Annotated in this window: 17 protein-coding genes and 2 pseudogenes; 13 read left to right on the top strand and 6 right to left on the bottom strand. The window is 49.1% G+C overall.

Going from position 1 to position 26235, the window contains the following annotated elements; all coding sequences use genetic code 11:
- The first annotated feature begins 1 nt into the window (after position 1).
- From Q1L34_RS16275 to Q1L34_RS16235, 9 genes are all read left to right on the top strand, one after another.
- Entirely contained in the window at positions 2 to 712 is a 711-nt protein-coding gene (locus Q1L34_RS16275; protein WP_327204161.1) for a C40 family peptidase, read from the top strand.
- A 38-nt stretch (positions 713 to 750) separates the two neighbouring features.
- On the top strand, positions 751 to 1158 hold the full coding sequence (locus Q1L34_RS16270) for a hypothetical protein (protein ID WP_327204160.1): 408 nt from the start codon (positions 751 to 753) through the stop codon (positions 1156 to 1158).
- Between the two features lie 57 nt (positions 1159 to 1215).
- Positions 1216 to 1815, top strand: coding sequence for a tail assembly protein (locus Q1L34_RS16265; protein WP_327204159.1), 600 nt, complete (start codon positions 1216 to 1218; stop codon positions 1813 to 1815).
- A 64-nt stretch (positions 1816 to 1879) separates the two neighbouring features.
- Complete coding sequence (gpJ, locus tag Q1L34_RS16260; RefSeq protein ID WP_327204158.1) at positions 1880 to 11509, top strand: TipJ family phage tail tip protein; 9630 nt, start codon at positions 1880 to 1882, stop codon at positions 11507 to 11509.
- 16 nt (positions 11510 to 11525) lie between these two features.
- Positions 11526 to 12848, top strand: a complete 1323-nt coding sequence (locus Q1L34_RS16255) for a tail fiber domain-containing protein (protein WP_327204157.1) — start codon at positions 11526 to 11528, stop codon at positions 12846 to 12848.
- A gap of 428 nt (positions 12849 to 13276) precedes the next feature.
- Positions 13277 to 13780: a peptidase M14 gene (locus tag Q1L34_RS16250; RefSeq protein WP_320431570.1), complete on the top strand. Its 504-nt coding sequence runs from the start codon at positions 13277 to 13279 to the stop codon at positions 13778 to 13780.
- 151 nt (positions 13781 to 13931) lie between these two features.
- Positions 13932 to 14666 (top strand): hypothetical protein, encoded by a 735-nt coding sequence (locus Q1L34_RS16245; RefSeq protein WP_327204156.1) that lies wholly within the window; start codon positions 13932 to 13934, stop codon positions 14664 to 14666.
- A gap of 10 nt (positions 14667 to 14676) precedes the next feature.
- A complete protein-coding gene (locus Q1L34_RS16240) occupies positions 14677 to 15456 on the top strand; it encodes a hypothetical protein (RefSeq protein WP_320431572.1) in 780 nt (259 codons plus the stop codon).
- Positions 15457 to 15757: 301 nt separating this feature from the next.
- Positions 15758 to 16869, top strand: a protein-coding gene (locus Q1L34_RS16235; protein WP_125041286.1) for an IS3 family transposase whose coding sequence is annotated in 2 segments (ribosomal slippage) — positions 15758 to 16019 and positions 16019 to 16869 — 1113 coding nt in all. Because the reading frame shifts where the segments join, the coding sequence is not laid out codon by codon here.
- A 121-nt stretch (positions 16870 to 16990) separates the two neighbouring features.
- Here the strand turns inward: Q1L34_RS16235 and Q1L34_RS28490 are convergent.
- The 4 genes and pseudogenes from Q1L34_RS28490 to Q1L34_RS16220 form a co-directional block, all read right to left on the bottom strand.
- Positions 16991 to 17205, bottom strand: a pseudogene (locus Q1L34_RS28490) (IS3 family transposase); the annotation flags it as partial.
- Positions 17206 to 17470: 265 nt separating this feature from the next.
- Positions 17471 to 19552, bottom strand: a complete 2082-nt coding sequence (locus tag Q1L34_RS16230; RefSeq protein WP_327204155.1) for a hypothetical protein — start codon at positions 19550 to 19552, stop codon at positions 17471 to 17473.
- A gap of 514 nt (positions 19553 to 20066) precedes the next feature.
- Positions 20067 to 20309, bottom strand: a complete 243-nt coding sequence (locus Q1L34_RS16225; RefSeq protein WP_320431575.1) for a hypothetical protein — start codon at positions 20307 to 20309, stop codon at positions 20067 to 20069.
- Entirely contained in the window at positions 20309 to 20551 is a 243-nt protein-coding gene (locus Q1L34_RS16220) for a DinI family protein (protein ID WP_320431576.1), read from the bottom strand. Before Q1L34_RS16220 ends, Q1L34_RS16225 begins: the two co-directional genes overlap by 1 nt.
- A gap of 78 nt (positions 20552 to 20629) precedes the next feature.
- Between Q1L34_RS16220 and Q1L34_RS16215 the strand changes: the two genes are divergently transcribed.
- From Q1L34_RS16215 to Q1L34_RS16205, 3 genes and pseudogenes are all read left to right on the top strand, one after another.
- Entirely contained in the window at positions 20630 to 20947 is a 318-nt protein-coding gene (locus tag Q1L34_RS16215; RefSeq protein ID WP_320431577.1) for a S24/S26 family peptidase, read from the top strand.
- 152 nt (positions 20948 to 21099) lie between these two features.
- Positions 21100 to 21267, top strand: a pseudogene (locus tag Q1L34_RS16210) (isocitrate/isopropylmalate family dehydrogenase); the annotation flags it as partial.
- A 378-nt stretch (positions 21268 to 21645) separates the two neighbouring features.
- The gene (locus Q1L34_RS16205) at positions 21646 to 22449 is read left to right on the top strand and encodes an MBL fold metallo-hydrolase (RefSeq protein WP_164489316.1); all 804 of its coding nucleotides are present in this window, start codon (positions 21646 to 21648) and stop codon (positions 22447 to 22449) included.
- Between the two features lie 245 nt (positions 22450 to 22694).
- On the opposite strand, the gene Q1L34_RS16200 is transcribed toward Q1L34_RS16205, so the two are convergent.
- Positions 22695 to 23921 (bottom strand): MFS transporter, encoded by a 1227-nt coding sequence (locus tag Q1L34_RS16200; protein WP_192225964.1) that lies wholly within the window; start codon positions 23919 to 23921, stop codon positions 22695 to 22697.
- 1294 nt (positions 23922 to 25215) lie between these two features.
- On the opposite strand from Q1L34_RS16200, the gene Q1L34_RS16195 reads away from it, so the two are divergent.
- Positions 25216 to 25854, top strand: a complete 639-nt coding sequence (locus Q1L34_RS16195; RefSeq protein ID WP_044350709.1) for a LysE family translocator — start codon at positions 25216 to 25218, stop codon at positions 25852 to 25854.
- On the opposite strand, the gene Q1L34_RS16190 is transcribed toward Q1L34_RS16195, so the two are convergent.
- Positions 25845 to 26042 (bottom strand): hypothetical protein, encoded by a 198-nt coding sequence (locus Q1L34_RS16190; protein WP_015584626.1) that lies wholly within the window; start codon positions 26040 to 26042, stop codon positions 25845 to 25847. The two genes, Q1L34_RS16195 and Q1L34_RS16190, sit on opposite strands and share 10 nt — an antisense overlap.
- Positions 26043 to 26235 lie beyond the last annotated feature (193 nt).

Here is a 26235-nt window from a genome sequence, read left to right as displayed (position 1 = left end):
TATGCGACAGAAAACGATTAAGGCGATACAGACCCATGCTGCCGCTGACTACCCGCGCGAGGCCTGTGGACTGATCGCGCAGAAGGGCCGTGTTGAGCGCTATTTTCCGTGCCGGAATCTGGCCAGTGAGTCGAATGATAATTTCGTTCTGGCCCCGGAGGATTACGCAGAGGTTGAGGACTGGGGAACGATCATCGGTATTGTTCACAGTCATCCAGATGCGACCACGCAACCCAGCGAACTGGATAAGGCGCAGTGCGATGCCACGCAGCTGCCGTGGCATATTATCAGCTGGCCAGAGGGTGACCTTCGCACCATTCTCCCGCGTGGCGAGCAACCCCTCCTCGAACGACCGTTTGTGCTCGGTCATTACGATTGCTGGGGGCTGGTGATGAGCTATTTCCGGCAGACCCACGGCATCGAGCTGCACGATTACCGCGTTGATTATCCCTGGTGGGAGAACGACTATCCCGAAAATTTTTACCATGATTGCTGGTATGAATGCGGATTCCGTGAATTTGATGGCCCGCCGCAGCCTGGTGACATGGTGATCATGCAGGTGCAGGCCGATAAATGGAACCACGCCGGGATTTTACTGGAAGGAAATATGTTGCTGCATCACCTGTATGGCCATCTCAGCCAGCGGGTGCCGTATGGTGGATATTATCTCGACAGGACAATGAAAATAGTTCGTTATCATTCACTGTGTTAATCTTTGCCGGTTTTATATTTAAAGCAAGAGATAATTCAATGAAAAAAATAGCTCTGGTATTGACGGTTTTGACTCTGTCAGGATGTGCTCGTCCATACGGACAGGCAGAAAAAATTCTAAACCAAGAAATAGTTACACCCAAAAGTGATACACAGCAAACAAAAATTACGGTAACAAGGAATAAACAATTTATCGGTGGTGGCAGTGGTGGTATGTGTAAATTTCTTGTTGCTATAGATGATAAAGATGTTGCTCTTTTAAGACAAAATCAATTTGTTACAGCTTACCTGGCTAATGGCCCTCATAAGCTTCGTGTAAGTAATGAATGCAATGTTTTAAGCTTGGGAATGAGAAAGACTCTTGATTTAGTTGCGGACGGCACCCCACAAGAATATTTGACGGAAGTAGGTTTTTGGGGGCAATACAGGATGTGGAAAGTTAAGTAGTAATTCCATGTGAAATCAAAAGGCCGTATTAACGGCCTTTTGTATTTGGAGTGTTTTATGCAAGAAGTGATGACGCGAATTGAATTGAGCGGGCCACTAGGTAAAAGATTTGGGAAAATTCATCATCGGCTGATTTCCTGCATCCATGAGGCGGGAGAGGCGCTGGCGAAAACGATACCAGGGTTCGAAAAATTCATGATATCCAGCGAGGAACGCGGATTAACCTATGCTGTATTTAAAGGTGAAAAAAATCTCGGTGTTGATGATTTGATTTTCCCTGTCTCCGGGGAGGTGATTCGTATTGTTCCCGTTATTATTGGAAGTAAAAAAGCAGGTATTCTTCAAACCATTTTAGGTGCCGTTCTTGTTGTAGCAGGTGTGCTTGTGACGGGGCTGTCCTATGGGTGGGCTGCTCCAGTGGGGCAAGCGATGGTTGGTATGGGTATGGGGATGGCGCTAGGGGGCGTTGTCCAAATGCTATCCCCACAACCCGCAGGCCTGGCCCGTAAAGAATCCCCGGATAACAAAGCCAGTTATGCTTTTGGTGGCGTGACCAATACCGCTTCACAGGGTTATCCGGTTGGTCTTCTCTATGGTAAACGGCGAATTGGCGGAGCAATTATTTCCGCCGGTATTTATGTCGAAGACCAGCAATAAGTAATCAGTCAGTAATCTCTTCTAATTCAGGCCACCTTGCGGTGGCTTTTTTTATGGGCGCGATATGGCAAATAACATAATTAAAGGGCGCAAGGGTGGCGGCTCCAGCCAGCGTACACCGACGGAACAGCCAGACGATTTACAGTCTGTAGCAAAAGCCAAAATTCTTATCGCATTAGGTGAGGGGGAATTTGCGGGAGGGTTAACGGGTAAAGAGATTTATCTTGACGGCACTCCACTTGAAAATGCGGATGGTTCTGAAAACTTCCCAGGGGTTGTGTGGGAATTTCGCCCCGGCACGCAGGCCCAGACATATATCCAGGGTATTCCCGGAACGGAAAATGAAATAAACGTAGGCACAGAAGTATCCAGTGTTACAGCCTGGACTCATACGTTTACTAATACCCAGCTTTCTGCCGTTCGTATTCGCCTGAAATGGCCGTCCCTGATGAAGCAGGAAGACGATGGTGATGTAGTAGGGAATACCGTCAAATATGCGCTGGATCTGCAGACGGATGGCGGTGCCTGGCAGACCGTACTGGAAACAGCGGTCACAGGCAAAACCACCTCCGGCTATGAGCGAAGCCACCGTATCGACCTGCCGCAGGCGGGCAGCACCTGGACCCTGCGCCTGCGGAAAATTACGCCTGACGCCAATAGCGTCAAAATTGGCGATGTGATGACGCTGCAGAGCTATACCGAAGTGATTGATGCGAAGCTGCGTTATCCTCATACAGCCCTGCTTTATGTCGAGTTCGATTCCAGGCTGTTCAATGGTTCGATCCCCCAGATTTCCTGCGAGCCGCGCGGGCGTGTCGTCCGCGTACCGGATAACTACAACCCCGATACGCGTGAATACACCGGCACGTGGACCGGCGGGTTTAAATGGGCGTGGACGGATAACCCGGCCTGGATTTATTACGATATCGTTGTCGAGGAACGCTTTGGTCTCGGTAACCGGCTGACCAGCGCTAATATCTCAAAATGGACGCTATACCAGATTGCACAGTACTGCGACCAGTTGGTTCCGGATGGACGAGGGGGCGACGGTACGGAGCCTCGTTATCTCTGTAACGTTTATGTCCAGGAACGCAATGACGCCTATACCGTGCTGCGCGATTTCGCGGCTATTTTCCGGGGGATGACCTGCTGGAGTGGCGAGCAGATTGTTGTGCAGGCTGATATGCCGCGCGATGTTGATTTCAACTATACGCGCGCGAATATTATCGGTAGTCCTCGTTATTCCAGCAGTACCAGTAAAGCCCGATACACCAATGCACTGGTATCGTGGTCTGATCCGGATAATGCGTATGCTGATGCGATGGAGCCGTCCTTTATCCCGGAACTGGTTTCCCGCTACAGCTTTAACCAGCTGGAAGTGACAGCCGTCGGGTGTACGCGGCAGAGTGAAGCCCATCGTAAAGGGTTATGGGGCATTCTGACCAACAACAAAGATCGCATGGTCGAAATTGATGTCGGTCTGGACGGCAAAATTCCGCAGCCGGGTTACATCATCGCGCTGGGCGACGAACGTCTGGCCGGGCGAGTTAATGGCGGTCGTATCAGCGCGGTGAATGGTCGGGTAATCACGCTTGACCGGAATATCGATGCAAAAGAAGGTGATCGCCTGCATTTGAATCTGCCATCGGGGATTTCCCAGGCCCGGACCATTCAGTCGGTGAATGGTAACCGGCAGGTGACGGTCACCACGGCATACAGCGAGACACCAGAGGCGGAATGTGTCTGGATCGTCGAATATACCGATTTGGTGGCGCAGCAGTATCGCGTCATTGGCGTAAAGGACAATAATAACGCCACGTTTACCATCACCGGCGTGGCCCACGACCCGGATAAATTCCCGCGAATTGATACCGGCGCGATCATCGACCAGCGCCCGATTAGCGTTATTCCGCCAGGCAACCAGGCACCGCCTGATGGCATCCTTTTGTCGTCCTTCTCCGTAGTGAATCAGGGTATCAGCGTCGAAACCCTGCAGGCCAGTTGGGATGCGGTGAAAAACGCTATCGCCTATGAGGCGCAGTGGCGTCGAAATGACGGCAACTGGATTAATGTGCCGCGCAGCTCGACCACCTCGTTTGAAGTCAGCGGCATTTATGCCGGTCGTTATCTGGCTCGTGTCCGCGCAATTAACGCTGCAGAGGTATCGAGCGGCTGGGCCTATTCGGAAGAGAAAACCCTGACCGGGAAAGTCGGCGAGCTGCTGTCGCCGTTGGCACTGACGACCGCTTCATTGACCGCCGGTATCGAGATCCGCTGGGAGTTCCCTGAAGGCGCAGAGGATACCCAACGAACCGAACTGCAGTACAGCCCGGACCAGAGCGGAAATGGTGCGATGCCATTGACCGATTTAGCTTACCCTGGCAAAAAGTATCAGCAAATGGGCCTGCAGATCGCCACGCAGTTCTGGTACCGCGCACGGCTGGTAGACCGTCTGGGTAATGCCTCTCCGTGGACCGGTTGGGTACAGGGAATATCCAGCGATAATGTCGATGATTACTACCAGCAGCTCGATGATGCGCTTAAAGACTCGGATACCTATGAAGAACTGAATAAGGGTATCCAGGACAACAGCGCCGCCGCTGATGCCGCACAGAAGGCCGCCGATGAAGCGAAGGGTGTCGCTGAAGGGGCAGTAGCGACAAATACAGAGCAGCAGAAGCGGATCGACGAGCAGGCGAAGGATATCGCTCAGAACGTCAATGACATCAACAACGCGGCCAAAGCCGGTGTTGAAAACGCGAATAAGCTGGCTCAGGAAATTCTTGATCGCCAGGTGGGTGATTTGACCACGGCCAATAAGGCTGCAAGCGATGTTGCTAACGCCATCAAGAAGGCCGAGACGGACGATGCTGACGTTGCGAAGAATGCCGCAGACAATCTGCTGAATACGAAGAGCGAAGTCGACTCGCAGATCAGTACGATAAACACCACCATGCAGGATGGTTTCGACAGTCTGGCTCAGCAGATGGCATCTATTTCTGCCGGTACCGGCGAGCAGTTCGACAGCCTGAAAATCTGGTACTTCGATAAAGGTGCAGAAGGCTGGGCCGAGGATGACGCCAACACGAAGCTGCTGCCCGTTGACCCTGATGGATGGGTTTATCCGGCAGGCGCGTCGTCTACCATGCGCTCACCGAACCCGCTGGCGATAGATGGCCAGTCGTACAAGTACATGCGCCTGCGTATAAAGCGCGTCGGTAATCCGAACTGGAACGGCAAACTGTTCTGGATCGGCGTCAACGAAACCGGCTGGTCGACTCAGCGCACGCTGAATATCCCAGAACCTGAATTCGACCCGTCCACCGGCGTGACCGTTATTTCGATTCAGGACATTGCCTGGGCGACCTCTGAGACCGTTCGTCGTCTGCGTTTTGATTTTTCCACGAACCAGACCGCTGCAAATTACTACATGGTTGACTGGCTGGCCGTGGGCCGTCCGACACCGGGCGCATCTCAGGCACAGATACAGGACCTGAAGAGTGCCATGACTACCGCCGATGCTGCTGAAGCACTGGAACGCAGTCAGCTGGCCGCGCAGCTCTGTGGGAACTACGAAGGCACGGACCCGAACAAGCTCGTCACCGGTATCATGTACAACGAACGTGTGGCCCGCGTTACCGCAGAGCAGGCTATCGCTGCCGACGTCACCACGCTGCGCACTGACTTCAACAGCAACAAGGCCGCCGTTACTCAGCGCCTTGACACGCTGACCTCAGAGAACCAGGCGCAGGCGCAATCCCTGACTCAGCTGCAATCTGGGCTGACTGATGCCAACGGCAAGATCGGTGCGAACTCGACGGCTATTAACCAGCTCAAGACCGATGTCACCGCTATTGACGGACGCGTTACCGCGAACAGTCAGCTGCTTACCGGCCTGCAAAGCGATCTGAATAATATCCGTGTTGGTGGCACTAACCTGATCCCTAATTCCGGTACTCTGGTCGGTGTGAGTGGCGTGGTGTCTGGTCAGACGTACAAAGGCAATGCGATTAAGCGTCTGGCGATCGCTGCTGCGTCATCGGCGCAGTATGACCAGCTAGAGTTCATTCTTGATGCACCGGTTGACGGCACGGAAGCTGTTATCAGCTTCTATGCGAAGGCCAGTAACGTCGACAGCAATCAGATTTACACCTACCTCTACAATCCGAACGCGACGCTAACCGCCGTCAGCAATCAGGGCAAGAAAGGTAGTTGGTCAGCAGGTGGCGATGGCTCCATGACCATCGATCTCACGACCGACTGGGTACGTTATTGGGTTAAGTACACTCGCAAAGCGGGCCAGACTGGCTCTCAGCGCGTTATCTTCGGTCGTCTGCAAAAAGGCTTGAAAGATAAAGAGGTGTTCATCAGCTCGCCTAAATTCGAATACGGCACCGTGCCGACCGAATGGAGCGAAGCACCGGCGGACAATGCCAGCGCGACCGCATTGCAGGCGCTGACCACGCGCGTCACAGCGGCAGAAGGCAGTATCACGTCTAACAGCCAGGCCATCACCCAGCTGAAAGGCGATCTTTCCACCGTACAGGGCCAACTGGCAAACAAGGCTGAAGCCAGCGCGTTGCAGCAGCTGCAAACGACCGTCTCCCAGCAGGGCCAGACTCTGGCCTCTCAGGGGTCTGCAATCACCGATATTCAGAACAACCTGCAGAACGGCAAGAAGGGTTACTGGCTGCTGAAGGTGTTCGATATCAAGAAAGCCGATGGCTCGTATATCCCGTCCCTGGCTGACCTCAACGGTGTCCCGCCGCTGAGTGTGTCGGAAATGGTCGATGCGACCCGTCTGGACTTTCTGTCTTACGGCGATTACAAGTTTATCTACGTCAAAGCGCTGGCCTATGTGACAGCAGACAAGACGATCTCTCTTAACCCTGGCGCGCGTATTGCTGACGACACTGCTCGTTTGTATATCAACGGCACGAGTGTCACGACGATGGGTCCGGCGCTGGTTAAGTTCGACATTCAGCTTAAAAAAGGCTGGAACACGGTTGAGTTCGTCACCATGAACTGGACCGGACAGTCGTACCTGAACTTCGGGCTGAAAATCTCCGCCAACGTTGACCAGATGTTCAGCGGGGCCGGTCAACTGGCAGCGGCCTCTGCCTCGCAGGTCTTGTCCTCCCAGGTCGAGCAGACCGCCGGGAAAGTCGATGCAAACAGCAGCGCGATCACGCAACTGAACAACAGTGTTCAGGGCATCAATACCACGCTGAACAGCAAGGCTGATGCCTCTGCGTTGCAGGCGCTGACTACGCGGGTCACCACGGCTGAAGGCAAAATCACGTCGCAAGGGTCAGCCCTCACTCAGCTGACGAATGACCTGTCGACCGCTAACGGCAAAATCACCGCGAATGCCAACGCCATTACCGGGCTGACCACCCGTGTCACAGCAGCAGAGGGCAAGATTGATTCGCAGGCGCAGTCCATCACCTCGATCAGCTCATCCATCAAAGGGAGCCAGTCTCAGGCCGCTAACCTGATCCCGAATCCGACCTTTGACCCGGCGTACAGCCAGATGGGACTTCCCGTTGTGGCGACATCGTCCGAAGGTGTTCCGGCTGGATGTCCGTTCGGCTATGCGGCTAAGCTGGCGGCCCGTGACCACCACATCCAGATCAATAACATCCCGTGCCATCTTGGGCAGGTGTTTGAGTTCTCCGTGCTGGTCGCATGTGGCGCGGGTAACGCATCATTCAGCCATTATCTCGGCACCGCCGATAACCCGACAATGGGGGTTAACTCCCCGCTGGCGACGGGGGGTCTCGTGACCGCCGCAACCGGCGCTCAGTGGACCCGTACCATCTGGCGTTATAAGGTTCCGGCGACCCATGCAGCGCGCGGTTACTTCCGCCCATTCCTGCAGATCGGACAGTCAGCTCCGTTTGGCACAATCTGGTATGTCACGGACTGGAGTGTGCGCGATGTCACTGCGGCGGCGGCGGCGCTTGACGTCGCCAATGCTAATGCATCGGCAATCACCCAGCTGTCTACCCGCGTTACTTCGGCTGAAGGGAAAATAACCTCTCAGGGCAGCGCGCTGACTCAGCTGACTAACAATCTGAGCAACACGGATGCGTCAATCGATGCGGCTGGCAAAATCCCTGGCAACCTGCTGGCGAACAACTCCTTTGAACGCGGCCAGGCCGCATTTAACGGATGGAACGCGCTTTCAACTGTCATGACCGCACAGGTACCGCACTTCGGGAAGAACGTGCTGAAGATGGCATCGGGTGGCGCTGCTGGCATCGGGCAGGATGTGGTTATTATAAAGGGTCACCGGTATCGCTTCGGTGTGTGGGCCAAGCAGGATAACGGAACGGCCATCCAGGATGCAGGCAACACGAAATTCCGTATCGCTGATTCTGCTGGTCTGCTTATCGGCACCAACTACGGGCCATTCACCAGCACATGGCAACATGTTTTCATGGACTGGACAGCGACGAAAGACACGACCGCGGCCTTCCAGTTGACAACGTGGCTTTCTGCTGGCGCGATGTACTTTGATGATGTTTATGTCGTGGATATCACTAATGATACGCAGATCCAGGCGAACGCCGACGCCATCACCACACTGAACACCAAAGTGACGCAACAGGGTAACGACATCACGTCGCAGGGCAACGCCATGACCTCGTTGACAAACTCCCTGAACACCCTGCGCTATGCAAACAGCAACCCGTGGTTTGACGGGTCGCTCGAAAGCTATGCGAATAACCAGCAGCTGTCCGGCGCGAACTGCTTCGTCACCGAATCTTACAAACTGGCCGGCTACCGTTCCCTGCAATGTCGCCGTGCTGATGGCGAGACCGGAAACAGCGACAAGACCATCGGCGTCCGCACGACTATCCGTGAAACTGCTGTCTACCGTTTTGAACTGTGGGCGATGATGCCAGAAAGTGAGACGCCGCCAACCGGCTGGACGACCGCTGTCGGTATCAATGTGCAGGACCGGTCCGGTAACAACGCATGGAACATCGCTGTCAACATTACCGAAGCCGGTCTGACCGCTGGCGGCGGTCGGGATAAGTGGGTCAAGTTTACCGGGAAAGCCGCTATGACCGGCGGCAAAACGCGCGGAGTGGTGTGGATCTCGACACGTGGCGTGTCGGGTGGTCCGGGCTATTCCATTTATCTGGATGAAGTGGTTATCACGGATATCTCCGACGCGAACGCGGCGCAGGTAACCGCAGATGCGAATGCCTCAGCTATCACCGGCCTGACAACGCGAGTCAGCAACGCCGAAGGGAAAATCACCTCTCAGGGCGATGCGATTACGAAGCTGGCGAATGACGTCAGTATGATGGATGGCAAAGTGAGCCAGAAAGCGGATGCGTCAGCGGTGAACGCTCTGGCTACGCGGGTCACAGCTGCGGAGGGCAGCATTACTTCACAGGGGCAGGCGATCACTCAACTCAGTAACAGTATCGATGCCGCACGTAGCACAGGAGAAAACCTCGTTCAGAACTTCGACTTTGCGCAGGGAGAGACGGCGTACAACTTCCAGCGGAATCAGGGAACGACTGGCAGCATGGTGAACATCGGTGCATTTGGCGATGGCAAGCCGGGTGCGCAGATGGTTCGCGTTAACGGCACCTCTCCGGGGTTGTTCGCGAATAATAAAAAGCCCGTCCCCGTCGATAGCCGCCGCAAATACCGGTACGTCGTGAAGGCAAAAGGCGTGTCTGGTGCGATGAACATGCTGCTGCGCCGCTGGAACTATAACGGCAGCACTGAAGGTGCTTATGAGGACAAGAACAATACGCTGACAAACGACTGGCAGGTCATCACATGGGAACCGAACCTGACACAGGCAAGCGGCGTCGATGGTGTGTCGTTCGGTATCTATTGCCATCCGGCCAACGCGGAGATCTGGATAGACTCGTTCCGGGTTTATGACATCACTGACGAAGTCAATATCAAAGCCACCTCTGACGCCCTGCAGGTGCTGACCAATACCGTTACACAGCAAGGCAGTCAGATCACGGCACAGTCAAACGCGCTGACTCAGCTGTCCTCGTCACTGAATAACGACGCGGCAGCGATAGCGACAAGTCCGGGGAACCTGCTGGTTAACCCAGGCTTTGAGCGAGGCACCGCGCTGTGGTCTGGCTGGAATAACTATGTTGACGTTTACGCGGCAACCAACCCGCGAACCGGGGCGAATATTCTGCGCGGTAAGGCTGGCGGTATCACTGCACTCGGTCAGAACATCATCGGCGTGACAAAGGATCGCACCTATCGATTTGGCGGCTTCGTTCGTCGTAATGCTGACATGACGATTGGGGCTACCGGGAACAATAAATTCCGGCTGGGTAATGCGGATACAGGTGCCGGTCCCATCTCAGAGCTGAACTTCAGCCAGTCAAACATTGCTACCGCATGGACGTTGTTAACGAAGGACTGGAAAGCGACGGCAGATATGAGCGTCGCATTCTCGGTTAACTTCCTGCTGACTGCAGGCGAGATTTACTTTGATGACGTGTTCTTTGTTGATGTGACCGACTCACTGACCACTGAAGGAAACGCGACGGCCATTAACAGCCTGACTACCCGTGTCACCAACGCAGAAGGCAAGATCACCGCGAACACCACGGCGATCAGCAACATGACTTCTCGTGTCGGGAACGCGGAATCGGCCATTGATGGCCTGAACGAAACGACGGCGGCAAACGGGCTGGCGATGGCTAATGGCTTTCAGCAGCTGCGCGCGCAGGTGGGCGACGTTCAGTCGTCAATCACCACAACAAGCAAGGCTCTCGCCGATCTGGAGAAATCAACCACTGAGCAGGTCACAACCCTGACCTCGCGCGTTGGTGATATGTCTGCGACCGTTCAGCAGACGGCGTCGACCGTGGCAGACCTGAACGGCAAGCTGGGGGCGCAGTGGGGCGTGAAGGTTAATACCTCTAACGGTGGTACGAACTATGTTGCGGGTATCCAGCTGGGTATTAACGGCAGCGGGCAATCACAGTTTCTGGTGCAGGCAGACCAGTTCGGCGTTTATGTGCCTAACGGAGACAAAAACAACCTGGTCTTCGGTACTGACGGGAACGGCGCTTATATGCAGCAGGCGATGGCGCGCAACCTGGTTATTGATTTTGCCCAGATCACTAACAACATCCAGTCTACAAACTATGTAGACGGTTCTCAGGGTTGGGCTATCAACAAGAGCGGTGGTGCGCAGTTCAACAATGCGATATTCCGTGGCCATATCGAGGCGAGCAGCGGAACGTTCAAAGGAACCCTGGAAGCGCAAAACTTTATTGGTGATATCGCTGTTGCTCGTCGTTACGACGACATGACATTTCGCCGTAACAACACAGTGACAAGAAATGGGGCATATCAGAATCGAGGATACGGGATGACGATTGTCCTGTCCTGTACGCTGATTTATCAGCTTCTCGGCGCTGGCAATGCGTCGCAAAGTTACTATGTCGACATCACGTTTAATATCGGCGGCCAGGAAGTAACCCGCCGTTTCTTCGCTAACGGCAACATGTCCACTCCAGGCAATTATGCACAAGAGTTCCGTTTTGCGGCGAACCTTGCGGCTGATTATAACAATGTCAGCTTCTTCGTCAGAGCTTCGGGGCGTGATACAGGCTGGGATTATCAGTGCTCGATAGAGAACATTACCGCGACCGCATTCCGTACCAATAGCAACAGTTTTAGTTAAAGGAGACTGGCCAGAAATGGCCCGAAATCAAATGGCGAACATTAGCGATCAACTGGCTGCAGATATTCATACTGCGTTCAGCAAATACTATACGGACCTGACGAACCAGGACCAGATTTTCTTCGGCGTTGGGGATGTCATCATCACTCGCCAGGATGGGACGAAAGCAACCATCCGCTCATGGGGGAAAGTCATCGGAGTTGTCGACACAGCAGCTCAGCGCGGTACGACTAACACCTTCACTCAGATAAACACCTTTAGCGCCGGTATCAACATGAGCGGTGATAACGCCATGATTGTGCTGGGCAAGAATAACGACCTCGCGCTCATGAAGAAGACCGGCCAGTCCGGGACAATCGCCGTGGGGCTGTCTACAGCGTTCAGGGTACAGCGCAGTAACAAAGCCACCTTATCCCCTGCCGACACGTTCACGGACCTGATGAGCATCGGCACGGACGGTAGAGCGACGTTTTACGGGCCGATGACCGTGAACGGCAATATTGCTATGGCGAACTACAAAATCACGTTGACCGGTCTGGAGCTGACCAGTGCGACGCCGTATGTCGATTTTCATTTCGGGAACAGCACGGCGGATTACACCGCACGCATTATCGCCACTGCAGCAGACCAGCTGACTATCACCGGCTCACACCTGAGAATCGAGCGTGACTTCAGATCGCAGGGTACTGCGATGAGCGTTGGGGATATGCTGACCGACAAAGGAGGCTATAAGGGGGACGTCGGAATCCTTCAGTCAGGCTCCGCCCTACGCTGTCGCATGAACGGACGCGGAGCACACAGTGATGCCTCTGGCGCGTGGGCTGGTTTTTATATGGAGGAGGAGGTCGGTACCGAGCACCGCATGGTATTCATGATGGATGGATTCGGTAAGAACGTGACAATGATATTCAGGCCAGATCGCTCGCTTGAAGTGGACACCATCCGCCTAAATAACGGGCGAACCAAATGCTGGACTGGTATTGAAGCGAACTACCTTGAGATCTATGTTGACGGGTCGGCGCGTGGTGTGAACTTCTTTAACTCCGATATTCGGCTGAAGGAAGATATCAGTGATGCGGTTCCTGGAGCGGCTGCCAACGTGATAAAGCAGCTGCGGCCGGTTTCTTACAAGTTCAAAAATACGGAATACTCAGTCGGCAAGACATACAGCTTTGGGATTCTGGCACAGGAGGCGGAGAAGGTTATACCGGACCTGATTCAGACGATGAGTGATGACACGAAGTCTATCGATCCACTGGCGGCGATTGGTCTACTGCTGGCACATAACAAGGAGTTGGAAGCACGAGTGTCGGCATTGGAAGAAAAATCACATAACTAATTTAAGTCGACTGGTGGTCATCCAGCCAAACAACGATGGTTGATTAATAGCTCGCTCTGTGGGTGTTAAAGAATTTGTGAAAAATCACTTAGCGCGAGTCTGCTAGGAGCGAACAGCGGACATGTGATGTTTAGAAACCGCTCTATTTACAGTTACACAATAAAGTAAAGATGATTAATTCCGATCTAACTTACTTCGTAACTGGATATTTTTTTCAGCATGTGCTCTTTCGCCCAGATTGAAAACCACGATTTGTACTGAGCGAGTGCAATCATCACGGCAGAGACTGGCACAGGGGCTACCTGATGTTGTTTATCCCCAGAAGTGGGGATAAGGATGTGGGTAATGGACAGAAAGTGCTGTCTGTCCAATCCGCCTGGGATTTATACTCACAGCCATTATTATCACAGAAAGATAAGGGATAGCAGATGGCGGTTGAGTGGGTGGAGGTGGCTGATAGTGCCGTTAAAATCGGGCTGGGGGCGTTAATCACCATTGTTGGAGGTTGGATCACACTTAAATTAACACACCGCCATGAAATCAGGAAAGAAGCAGTGGCTCAAAGAATGCGGGATATAGATAAGAAAACAGACCGCTATATAGATTTCCTTTCTTCATCGCAATTGCTAATGCAAAAGTATCTTTATGAATCATGCGACCCGTGTGGTGAGGATTATACAGATTATATGCGGTTGCATAATATTGTGAGCCTCACATCCTCATCAGAATTGCGAGTCTATGCTTTTGATACTCAGGCAAAGGTATCGCAGTTTATTCTGCTAAGAAAACCTAATGATGATATAGATTTATATCGTAATCCTGCAAGAAATTCCGTTTCTGTGCTTCAGGGGATGGTGAGTGCTGAATTGCTTCAGGATAAAACAGCACTTCAGGGCAAACCACATTCATGGTGGGCGTTCTGGGAGAGGTAAGGCAGAACATGTAGACAGAATAACCAGGATGTTTAATAGTACGCTGGAACTAGATAAGGGGCGGTATATGCCGGCCTTTCTCTACTGGCCGCGCAACTGAAATAAACTAGCACTGGAAAGAATTTTCTTAATGTAGATAATGGACTCTGCTATGACAAAGGTCAATGATAACACTGGGATAAATGAAATGCTTGAGTGGTTAAACACACATGTAGGCACTGACTGGGCAACTTATCAGGGCTGGATTCTGGGTATTGCAGGCGTTGGTGTGAGCCTATACGGGTTATGTCGTGCAACACCAATTTTAAAACAAAAAACAAATAATATAAGGGTTAAGCAAAAAGTAAAGAACATTCAGGGTGATTTGAATCTGGCTGGGCGTGACATAAACACTACAACAAATAACCATTACGCAGGAGTAGATGAAAATACAGAACTACTAAAAAAAAAGAGGACGCATGATTTAAACATAATTGAAGAAATACTGACATTGTTACCATACGAAGAAACCATTGACCAGGTTGAACGTAGTTATATCGTCGGGATGTTATATCAATTTTCTCGTGATTTGGAAGATGCAGAGAAATATGCAGGAGAGAAATACAGTCTCTTTAATACCTCAGTCAATAATTCTAAGAATTTACTTATTGAGTCTGTGAAGACGTTTAATTGTTGTATTAACGATTTTCTTTCTGTTGACCACCCGGATAGAACCCCTCTCCGATTAGATTTACCCTATGACTGGAGGAACAATGGGGGGGAGAGTGAAAAAACATATCGCAGACTTCAGAATAATATGCGGGAAATGTCTGGGATATTGATTGAACGCTACAGGGATTTTGTATTAACATTTAAACAACATGACTTTATTACGGATAAATTATAAGGGCATTCTAATGGGTTCGATGAAAAAATGGGCAATGATTCGCGTAGAAAGTGAGCGTGAGGAATGGATTCGGGCGCGACTCTCCAGTCCCGATCTTGAGGAGGATTCAGAGGAATGGCAGTTACTGGAGAAAGAGTATGATGATTATCAACAACTTATAGAAGATGAGGCCTATAACGAGTATGAGGAGCAAAAATGGTTAGAGGAAAATCCGCATACAACAATTTTTGATACTTCAATTTCTTTATTAAAAGAAATTGAAGAAGAGGGAAAAATCCATAAAAATGAAACATTCATTAAAATGCAGATTTCATATAGTATTACCATTATGGAGAGTTGTCTTAGTGAAATGATAAAAAGTGTTGTAGCATCACATGAAATATATATGTCTAATGCTATTAAAAATATTGATGAATTAAAAGGGAAAAACATACCACTGAGTGATTTGCTTAATAAGCAAAACACTCCAGAAAAATATGTGCAGGAATACTTGTCAGGTTTGCTCTATCATAAAATATCTAAAATATTCGAAGTGTATAAAGCTATACTACAACCGGGCAAACGTATCCATGTAGATATGTCTGACGTTATTAAATTGACTCGCCGCAGACATGATATAGTTCATCGCAATGGTAAAACTGTAAATGGCGATGCCATTTTGTTCGAATATAAAGACCTTGAAAGTACATTTTCTATTGTTAAGAGATTTCTCATTAGCATGAAAGAAATAATAAGTGATGCGATTGAATATCACGAGAATGAGCAAAAAAAAATCATAGATGATTTCTGAATATTTACAGGAAAGTCAGAGTGCTTAAAGCGGCTCTGATATTACTTAGAGATGTGAGGTCGTCAGTAGTTCTGCAACCGTAGGCGGTCATCAAGGGTGGATCGCATCAGCATTTCGCGCAGTTGCAGATGAAAGAATGTTAGTAATGGACAGAATAACCTGAACAACCAAAGAGCGCGCAGTTTCATGCCAAAAAATAAACACCTGAACGTCTGCTCCTGGTGTAAGTATCCCGATAAACCGGACCATTCACTTTTAGAGATCTTCCGGCATACTGATTATGTCCCCGGAGGAGATCGCCATGCGCAAGGCACGATTCACCGAACACCAGATCATCGCCGTTCTGAAGTCCGTCGAAGCCGGACGCACCGTTAAGGATGTCTGCCGCGAGGTCGGGATCTCTGAGGCCTCGTACTACAACTGGAAAGCGAAGTTCGGCGGTATGGAAGCCTCCGATATCAAAAAGATGAAAGACCTCGAGGATGAAAACCGCCGGCTGAAACAGATGTTCGCGGACCTGAGTCTCGAGTGCCGCGCACTGAAAGACGTTATTGAAAAAAAGCTTTAAAACCAGCGATAAAGCGTGAGCTGGTCAGCTATCTGACCGCGCAGTTTGCCATGAGCTTACGTCAGGCATGCAGGACATTATCGCTGAGCAGGACGGTATTTCGTTATCAGCCGGATACGCGACGTGATGAGCCGGTGATTATGGCGCTGACCGTGGCGGCTGAACGCTATCCGCGATACGGATTTAAAAAGCTTTTTCAGGTACTTCGCAGGCAGGGCAATATCTGGAACCATAAGCGCGTTCACCGTATTTACTGCCTGCTGAAACTGAATTTTCGCCGTAAGGGAAAGCAGCGCCTGCCGGTGCGCAATCCGGCTCCGCTGACGACACCGGAAGCGATGAACCAGAGCTGGTCCATCGATTTTATGCACGATGCGCTGGTGTGCGGCAGACGCTTCCGGACCTTCAACGTGGTGGATGATTTTAACCGCGAAGCACTGGCGATCGAAATTGACCTGAATATCCCGGCGCAGCGGGTCGTGAGAGTGCTGGACAGGATCGTGGCAAACCGTGGATATCCGCTGAAGATGCGGATGGACAACGGCCCGGAACTGGTCTCGCTGGCGCTGGCACAATGGGCAGAAGAGCATGGTGTGATGCTGGAATTTATCAGGCCCGGCAAGCCCACGCAGAATGCCTTTATCGAACGGTTCAACCGGACATACAGGACAGAAATACTGGATTTTTATCTGTTCAGAACACTGAATGAAGCACGGGAAATTACAGAGCGCTGGCTGACGGAATATAACAGCGAGCGGCCTCATGAATCCCTGAATAACCTGACGCCGAAAGAATACCGGCTGATGGCTGAAACCCCGGAAATCTCAAAAAGTGCGTGGAACTAAAACGGGTGCGCTTACACTGGCACTAAGCGGACAAGCTAACAGAACTGCAGGTCCGCGGTGAGCGACATTCATTGGAATGTGGACTATGGAGTCACCCCGTTCCAGTAGACATTCACTGTCCTCATGACGAAGCCTTTTCGAAGGCCTCTGGACTGACGCCTCCCAGTTGGCAGTGGCGTCGGGTCCGCTTGTATAACACTTAGATATTATCAAAGTTATCAGGGCCATGCCCCGGGTTTATATATCTGTTTTTGATCCGCTCTTTTTTAGCAAGTTGAGGAAGGATTCTGCCACGGCGTTATCCCAGCAGTTGCCACGCTGACTCATGCTGGGTGACTGGAACACTCCGCCGAACCGCGAAGAGAAGCGGTTCGGCCTTTTGGATGGAGTTTGATGGTTTATATTCAAAGCATGGAGGAGCCAAGAACTTACGTGTTGAATTGTAATTATACCTTTGGATCACCTGCTTGAATGCGAAGCGGAGTTGATATTAAGTAAGCATGGTCTGGATTGTCTAGACCATGCTATCCGTTAAGGTAGCCACCCATTTTTGGTATGCAGAAACTTGTCATTAATACGGTCACCAATTTCAGCCCGTTGATTAAGCTGGAGCTCTTGTTGAAGCTGAGTTCAAATATTTACAGTAGTCATAAACATTTAAAATATTATCAGTATTCATCTTAACGACAACCAGCTTCTTTAGAGTAATTAAAAAATCTTCATCTTGATATTTATCCACCAGTAATTCCAAAGGTAAAAATACCGTTTGAGTGAGAACTGTTGCCATATCAACGTTTGTGTCTATACTTATATCATCAATTACAGAGTTGAGTTCACTGAGATATTTGTTTGCTTTAGAAAAATCACTTTTGTCATCTTTCGGCACATTAAACCTCAGATTTCTTAATGATTGTAGGACAATTGATGATGGGTTGTTCATAATGTTATACCAATTATTCGTGGATATTGATATCTTTATGATTTTTTGTCCAGTGAACTCCAACTTTCGCTTGTCAGTTTTGAATGTTATTTTCTTGTAGTTTCTAATGTTTCTTTCATGTTTTAATAGTTGAGTTTGGGAGAAAGCAAATGATAAAGCGAAATCTTTTAAAATTTCAGATTCTGAACCAGAAAAGGAAGCGTGATTTAAATATTTATTTTTGTTTTCAATAAATATAATTTCATTGTTTGTTTTTATTATCAAATCGCTTTCAGGATTTTCTTTTTTGGGTGGGGTGTAATTGCCAGAGAAAATTTCATAACCATGCTTACTTTGAATTGAACCAAATAAATTCTCAACAAACAAATCAACATTCAAGCCAATTTTTGAGTTTACATCTTTATCGATTGTGTTTCTTATTCTATCTACGAGCGAATTGTAAAAGTTTAGTTTGAAATATCTAAACCCAATGACATAATAATTTCCTCGATATCTTATTATAGGGTTCATGGCGAAGATATTACTGTTTTTAATTAGGTTTTCGATAGATGAGTAATTTCTATTTATACTGTCAGCTTCAACAGAGAATGATTCTAAGATCTTATGGACACTCTTGATTAAGCCAGTTGTGGGGATTCTAATAATATCGCCATTGTGATTATCTAAGAAATTAATAAATTTAATCAAATCGTTAATTCTAAATCCAAAAGAATTAAAAAATGACTCCTCATTTATGCTCTGTTTTACAATATAATTAATGTAATTAATTAGCGTCGAGGTTTTTAACGAGTATATAGGGTAGAAGTTAGAATAAAGCACTTGGTTTTTTAAGTGTCTAACTATGGTTTCGCCGGAGATGCCTACAATTGCAAACTTATCTTCTTTTAATTGATAGAGTGATATGAAAGAAGTTAGTAATTCAACAGCATATATACATTTTTTCTTATCGTTATTCTTATGACTGGACTGTGATATGTTTTTTATTAAAATATTTATAATATATTTGTATGGTATTGTTTTTTCGAATTTAAAGTTCTTTTTATCGTCTTCGTAAATGGCAAAGACGATCTTTAATGCCTCAAATAAATCCAATTTAGAAAGTTTAATTTCAATTTTTTTAATAATTACATCTTCTTGGTTTTTTCTGAAAACAACATCCCCATCTATTATATCTATATGTTCCTTCAGTTTTTCATTTATCAACTTTGCCGATGCCACTAGCTCAGGAAGTCTACTATACCCTGGCGTTTTGTATATATTCTCATCGCAGCGAGTGGAGTAATTGTTTTGGTTAACTAAATTTAAGGTATGCAACATTCGTAGAAGGTCTTTCCAAAAATCAACATACAAAAATGATATTATTTTGCTTTCTCGATAAATACCGTAATGTATAAGTGCATCAGAAAAAGAACAATAGAATTGAGCATCTTTTTTTAATAGTTTTTTTTGTAAGAACTCAACTTCTAGTTGACTGGATATTTTTTTGAGCACGATTGAATCCATTTTTTCTTTTTCTTTATTTTCAGAAATGTAAGCTTTGATGTATTCTTGAATGCTGTTTTTAAGTTCCCCTAATGTATATGAGGGCGTACTTGGATTAGGTAAACCAAGGGTTCTATAAACTTCCCTCTGAATTGCCTCAATGCTTTCTAATTTTTTCTCTGTCAAAAAATTAAAGTAATTTTTATTTTCCTCCATTACTTCATTTACCATTCTAATGAATGTGGCGGTATTTCCTTTCATTTTCCTTTCCTTTGGCGATTTTAGGATGTAAGTGATAAGGGGATGTTTACTTATAATCTACAGCATATAATGAAGGATTTAAAGTTTTTTGATAGAATGGGAAGGAAAAAGGTACATTATCCCGGAGATTGCGCATTATAAGCCAAGCTTACACCTGAATAATAAGAAAAAATCTCAAGCGCAAGCAAATACATCGTTAACACTATCTCATATTATTTTGGCCATATCTGTTATTTAAAATATGTAAAATCAAAGTCCAACAATATGCATTGATACAATCTTCGTTTAACTCAACCTCCGATTTTCCTTACAGTGAACTCACAAGCGGCTTAACTTGCTTGTTTTTATACTTTTTCAGAGCCAGTGTGACCTGTTCTCCGTAAATTAACACAAGCTAATGATAGCCACGTCCGCTTATGGCACAGACCTGCCTGTCAGGTTAGGTTTGCTCTGTGCCATAGATGTGTCCGTTCAAGTCTGAGCTGAAACACTAAATGTAGATATTGTTTATAAATTACTGCCAAACCTTTTCACCTATTTTCACAGCTGCAAGGATCGCCTGGCCGGTTTCCTTGTAAAAATTTGGAGTAGCCAGTTCCCAACGTCCATTTTTATGTACCATCAGTAGGTAATCTGAAATCAGACCCGGATCTCGAACGACTGCAAATGTCAGCACATCAGGAGATGGTGATGGTAACTGATTATCGGATGGCAAATAGATCCGGACTCCAGATACAATTATGCTGGCTATAGTCATCAGTCCTCCATCATCCACATATCTGCTTCCTCGAACATCTCCTGAACAGTGCGGCTAATCAGCTCCTTTTCATGCTTGCTGGCATCAGTATTGATTGCCGGCAGTGTCATCATTGGCTTTACCCGGACATTTGCATCAGGAAAAATCTTGTGCATTCGCTTTGTCAGTTCGTTAAGTATGGACTCACGAGCACCTACTAACCCCTCGAAATTGCGCTTGTCATAAACGAGTTCTACAAACATCACAGAGTTCCTCTTTGCTGGTTACGCATACAGTATTTATACTGTGTTTTTATACAGTAATCAAGAGAGGGCAATAAAATGGGATTTCCTTCACCGGCAAAAGACTATGTAGAGAAGCGCCTTTCGGCTGACTCCTTGTGTGGTACCGGTCCGAATACCCGGATCATAGAAACAGAGTCTGGTTATGCGGTCATTGATATTTCGCTGAAACCCAAGCAACAAAGTACCGTTCTGATCTCCTATGACGGCCTTACCGATTTTGCAAAGATAATGGGCCGGTCGTTCATAACCAGAGACGGTGAGGTGATCGAGGGCGATGCTCTGGATGAAGTGCATGTTGTCGGTGTAGTGACGCATACGATAATTGACGTTCGGCAGGATAGTTTACCGGTGTAATAGATGCCCCTCATACGTATAAAACAGGTTATCAAAACCGAAAAGAGGTAATGTAAAAACAAAGGGTTAGTATGTAGTCTAAAAGTGCTTCGTGAGCCGCTAAAATACTAATTTACTCATGTAAAACAATCAGTAATGGTAATTCCCCTTAACTACTGCTGCGTCATATGCAGTGGTTCGAAGCCGCAGACCTGATCGTTAAAGGCACTGAAGGCGCAATCGCTGCCAAGACCGTGACCTATGACTTTGAACGTCTGATGGAAGGCGCTAAGCTGCTGAAATGTAGCGAGTTTGGCGACGCGATCATCGCGAACATGTAATCCACTTGATGGGTTAAACAATAACGGGAGCCTCGGAGCTCCCGTTTTTTTATTATGTGTTTTCTGACGGTTATCAAAATTTTAGCAAAACAGGTTTACCAGGCCGCAGTCTTCAGCCTTTGCTTCACTGTACCTACACATCCGGCGGGTCATTTAGCGGGGTAGGCAGGCTGGGCTTGCCGGTTTCTCTCGACCGAGAGAGGCCAATGTCGCTGGCGGATGGTTGACGTGATCTTCTCGCTCAATCTGCCGCAGATCGGTTCACTGAACATGATACGTCACCAGGCTATTGTGTTAGGCTCACTTATTATTTTCAGGCAGTTAAAATTTCCTGCTAAACCGGCCTGAAACGATAGCCAAACCCAGGGAACCGAAGACCTGATGCTGAAAATGACAATGCTGGTTGAAAACCATCTCTCCCCACAGGCGGTGCCTGGGATGCAACCCCGTACGGGGCTCTGTATTCTGCTGGATGACGGCGACAGCCGGATACTGTTTGATACCGGCCCGGATGAAACATTTATCCGCAACGCCCGGCTGATGAATGAACCTCTGTCGAATCTGAGCGCGGTGGTGCTATCGCATGGCCACTATGATCATATCGGAGGCGTCAACTGGCTCAATTCAGGGACCAGGATTATCTGTCATCCTGACGTTGGGCGGGAAAGATATGCCTGTGTACGCCTCCCCGGTAAGGCCATACCGGTGAAAAAGCTTTCACGGCACCTTAATTTCACCGGCAAAAATGTGCTGTTCAGTAAAGGCCCGCAGGCAGTGGGAAAACGCTTTACCTGGACAGGTGAAATTCCCGTCGAAAAGCCCGTTGCATATGGTATTACCGATCTCCGTACCGGAGCACTTGATTATGTGGCTGACGAAGGGGCCCTGATCTGGCGCTCCTCCCGTGGTCTGGTCATTATTACCGGATGCGGTCACCGCGGGCTGGAGAACACGGTTCGCCATTGTCGGAATATTACGCGGGAAGAGAAGGTTTATGCCGTTATCGGCGGACTGCACCTGCGTACAGCCTCGCCATTAAAATTGATCAATCTTATGAAGTTTCTCAGGGAAATAGAGCCTGAAAAAATCATCGGATGCCACTGTACGGGACGATGGGGCAGACTGTGGCTGAGGGATAAATATCGCCTTTCCTGCGGGGACACACTCTTTTTTGACGACTAGCCCCTTTCTGTCATGCCGGTCATCCCGGCACATCTGTCTACGGAAGGGCGAATTTGTTTATCAACCCAGCAGCCCTGTTGAATACGCATAATGCGAAAACAGATCCGTCAACTATGAGCTTTTTGCGGCGGGTAGCGTCCGCGGAATGCTCACCTCTTTCTTGCGCAAGAGGCGCCTTTACAACACTGAAACGGGCCGGCACTCAAGAATGCCCAATATGTGACATCCGGCCGGAGTGAGCGGATTTAAGAACCGTCTTCAGCAGTACGCGACGCTGTTCGGCGTGCTTTCCTGATATCCTGATCGTACTGCCAGGTGGATACCAGACATATCAGTAAGACTGGTAACATCATCAGGCCCAGCAGCTTCCAGCCCAGCAATGCCAGCATCACACCCGCCCCTGATGTGGCGATCGCGGAGAAAATAAAGCGGCTGGTTTCGGCCAGACCCTGCGCTTTTTTTCGCTCATGATCACGATAAGAGAGACTGAGCAGCGTAGAGCCCCCCACAAACATAAAGTTCCATCCGACCCCCACCAGAAGCAGACTTAAGCTGTATGCCAGCATCGTTTCCCCGGTCAGGTTAACCACGATAGCTGACATGTTGAGAGCGATCCCGCTATATAACAGTACGGTGAGCCCCACCTTTCGTATCAGGAGACCGGTAAACAGCGAAGGGACATACATTCCCAGCAGATGCAGCTGAATGACCAGGGCACCATCATTCATTGAATGGTGGTGCGTCACGGAGAGCGGGGCCGCCGTCATGAGAAACAGCATCACCAGGGAGCCAACAACCAGGTGAAACCAGGCGGTGCGATAATCCGGGCGTTTCATTAATTCCCGACTGGTCGGTGACCGTTCTGAAGGCGCAGCGGTGTCCGGAGTAGGGGAATATTTTTTCGCATGACCGAAGAACAGGGCCAGATTAAGTGCAGACAGAATACCCAGCGCGGCCACCACGAGATAAACGCCGGCAAAGCGAGGTAGCCCCGGGACATCCCGCGCAACAATCGTCAACAGCGGCCCCAGGATTGCCGCTACAACACCGCCAACCATGACCAGAGAGATAGACTGCCCCTTCACTTCCGGCGGGGAGTGATCGGCGGCAACCAGACGATAGTACTGGCTGAAAGCCTGATAGACGCCAACAAGAAAGCAGCCGGTGCAAAAAAGTAAAAAACTGCCCTTCAGCACAGCGACAAAAGACAATAATCCGCCGGCGGTACCGCATCCAGACCCCAACATAAACGCAAGTTTCTCGTTTCCCCGCCCGATCATGCCGGCAGCAAACAGACTCGAGAACGCGCCGGCAACAGTGATGAGCGCAAATGGCACGGTGGCCAGTTCATCCGACGGGGCCAGCTGATAGCCCACCAGAGTGGCAATTGTCAGGTCAACAGAGACCGCACAGGTAAAAAACAGATTACTGACCGCAAGGATAACGGGGATGCGGCCTGGTATGTATCGCATGATGCCCTCCTGGAGGGATGAACTGAACGGAAGTAAAGCGCAAGCATCCTCCGTTAAACGCTGCATTAACTGTTCCAGGCTGATGCCGGGAGGAACTTTTCCCCGCACATTGCGTTTATAAGCCGCAACGTCTTCCTGTGATGTCTCGATATGTTCACCGACAGACAATAAAACTCGCCGTAATCAAGCGGCAGCTCCTGAGCATAAATCGCATGGCGTGGACAGGGAAGAGCAAAGAGCAGCGGTTGCCGGCGGGCGTCTCTTTTAACGCGAAGGTTCCGGTGTGCATTTTTTGAGCTTCCATCCGTTATCCCTTCACTCAGTCCGCTATAGGTATTGCCACTCCATTGCCTGAGCAATAAATAAAGCAATATGGATGCCATAAAAAATGCGGATTTGACCCGTTATTCATGGCGCTCCTGCACCGTCCGCAAGCAAAGTTATCATTCTCGGGGCAACGCGCTTAATGACACAACGTTATTATTAATTATGAAATAGATAAATTATTTACCGATCGGGATTTAAATTAAAAAAGTCATTGGCAGCTCGCGGCGGCCTTATCATAAAGTTCAGCCGTAATACAATGTATCCGAAGCCAACCGGTTTAGCGGTCATTATCCTTCCCCTGCGTTCCAGCCTCAACCAATGACGGCATGCTCAGTCAGGCCTTGAATGAGTATGGTCAACTCCTGCGGGAAATCATGTTGAGCTCTACCGCATTTAAGGACGAAATATGCCGGATGTTTACGAACATCCTGAAAGCGCTTCTCGGAACGAAGCGGCGCAACGCTGCGTCTGTCGCATCACGATCGCATCGATCGCGCAGGCCGCAGAGAAAAACGCAGAGCATCCTCCTGCAATAGCGTTCTGCCGGAGTTAAAGGCAGTGATTTTTTTGCAGGCTGCAAGAGTCAATAACATAAAATACGGGAATGAAATTCGGAATATTTATCATCGCTGGTTCCGAAATAGACTTCATCGTCATCGATGTGATTAAAGTAGCAGCAAATAGGGCAAAATTTGTAAGATATAAAATTTAATCAATTGATTTTTAAGGTATCAGCAAAATTTTGTGACAAGAATAAAATGTTACTATAAAGTAAAATTTAGTGTATTCACTGTTCTGTTGTATCACGAATACTTCTGAAAAAAGGGGCTGGCTCCGGCGGGAAATTGACGCTGCCAGTGAGTGCCTGTCAGATAGCACCGTATTTGTCGACTCACTATATCGGGATCATTCCCGCTGATCTTACCGGGGTGCAGAGGCGCCCTTGCAGCTGACAGGATGTATCCTCATGCAACAAATCGCTTTTTATATTCTTATCGCCAGCCTGACCATCGCCAGCCCCGGCCCGGGCGTTTTGTTCACCCTGACGAACACGCTCAACTATAACTTGCGCCAGGCCATGGCCGGGATCATTGGTGTCGCCGCCGGAATGGGGGTGATATCGATCGTCGCGGCCAGCAGCATTGGGGCGATCATTACCACCTCCTGGCTGGCCCTGCTGGCAGTGAAAATCATCGGGGCCGCTTACCTGATTTATCTCGGCAGCAAATTATTCCGTTCAGTACCCCGGGCGATGAACAATAACGCGGCCACTGCGGGAAGCGATGTCGCGCCGTCCACCGGTAAAAGCTTCCGCCAGGGGATGCTGGTTTCTCTGCTGAACCCTAAAGCCATCGTCTTTTTTATGGCCCTGTTCCCGCAGTTCATTAACCCGCAGCAGCCATTTGCCCCCCAGTTTTCGATACTCTCGGCTATTTTCTGTCTTTTGGTGATCGTCATCCACTCGCTTTACGGATTTTTCGCACACTCCGTAAAGATGAAGATGTCTTCCGGTCATCTCTTCAGTAAACTCAATAAAACCGGTGGGGTGGTGTTCATGTGTTTTGCTGCAGGCCTCATCATTTCCGCTCTGCAGCCTTACATCTGAACCTCTGCTCCCTTATCGCCCAGGGCGTCGTGAACATGGATATTTTGTTGGCTATCGCTGATGACCCTGCGATCCATCTTGTTGACCACCTCCCATTGAATATCCCGGCCTGGTGGGGGGAGAATGCTGGACTCATCGTGACAAACCTGGCTATCCGCAGAAACCAGGGCGATAACGTTTCTGAACATATCTCGCTGACCCTGGCCGTATGCCGTGATGCCGGAATTTATTAAACCGGGTACACCGACACAGAATAGTGATACCTGAAAAGCTGCGGCTGATGACCAGGAAGGCGCAATGATCAACAATAAGGTGGAGCGAAAACAGAGTAGTGATAATACCTGCTCAGGTATTTGCTATCATCCCCACATGAACACGTGA

This window comes from Klebsiella ornithinolytica (assembly GCF_030505655.1).
GTDB lineage: Bacteria > Pseudomonadota > Gammaproteobacteria > Enterobacterales > Enterobacteriaceae > Klebsiella > Klebsiella ornithinolytica.
Note: the sequence above shows the minus strand (reverse complement) of the source record. Positions and strands in the feature narration are given on the sequence as shown.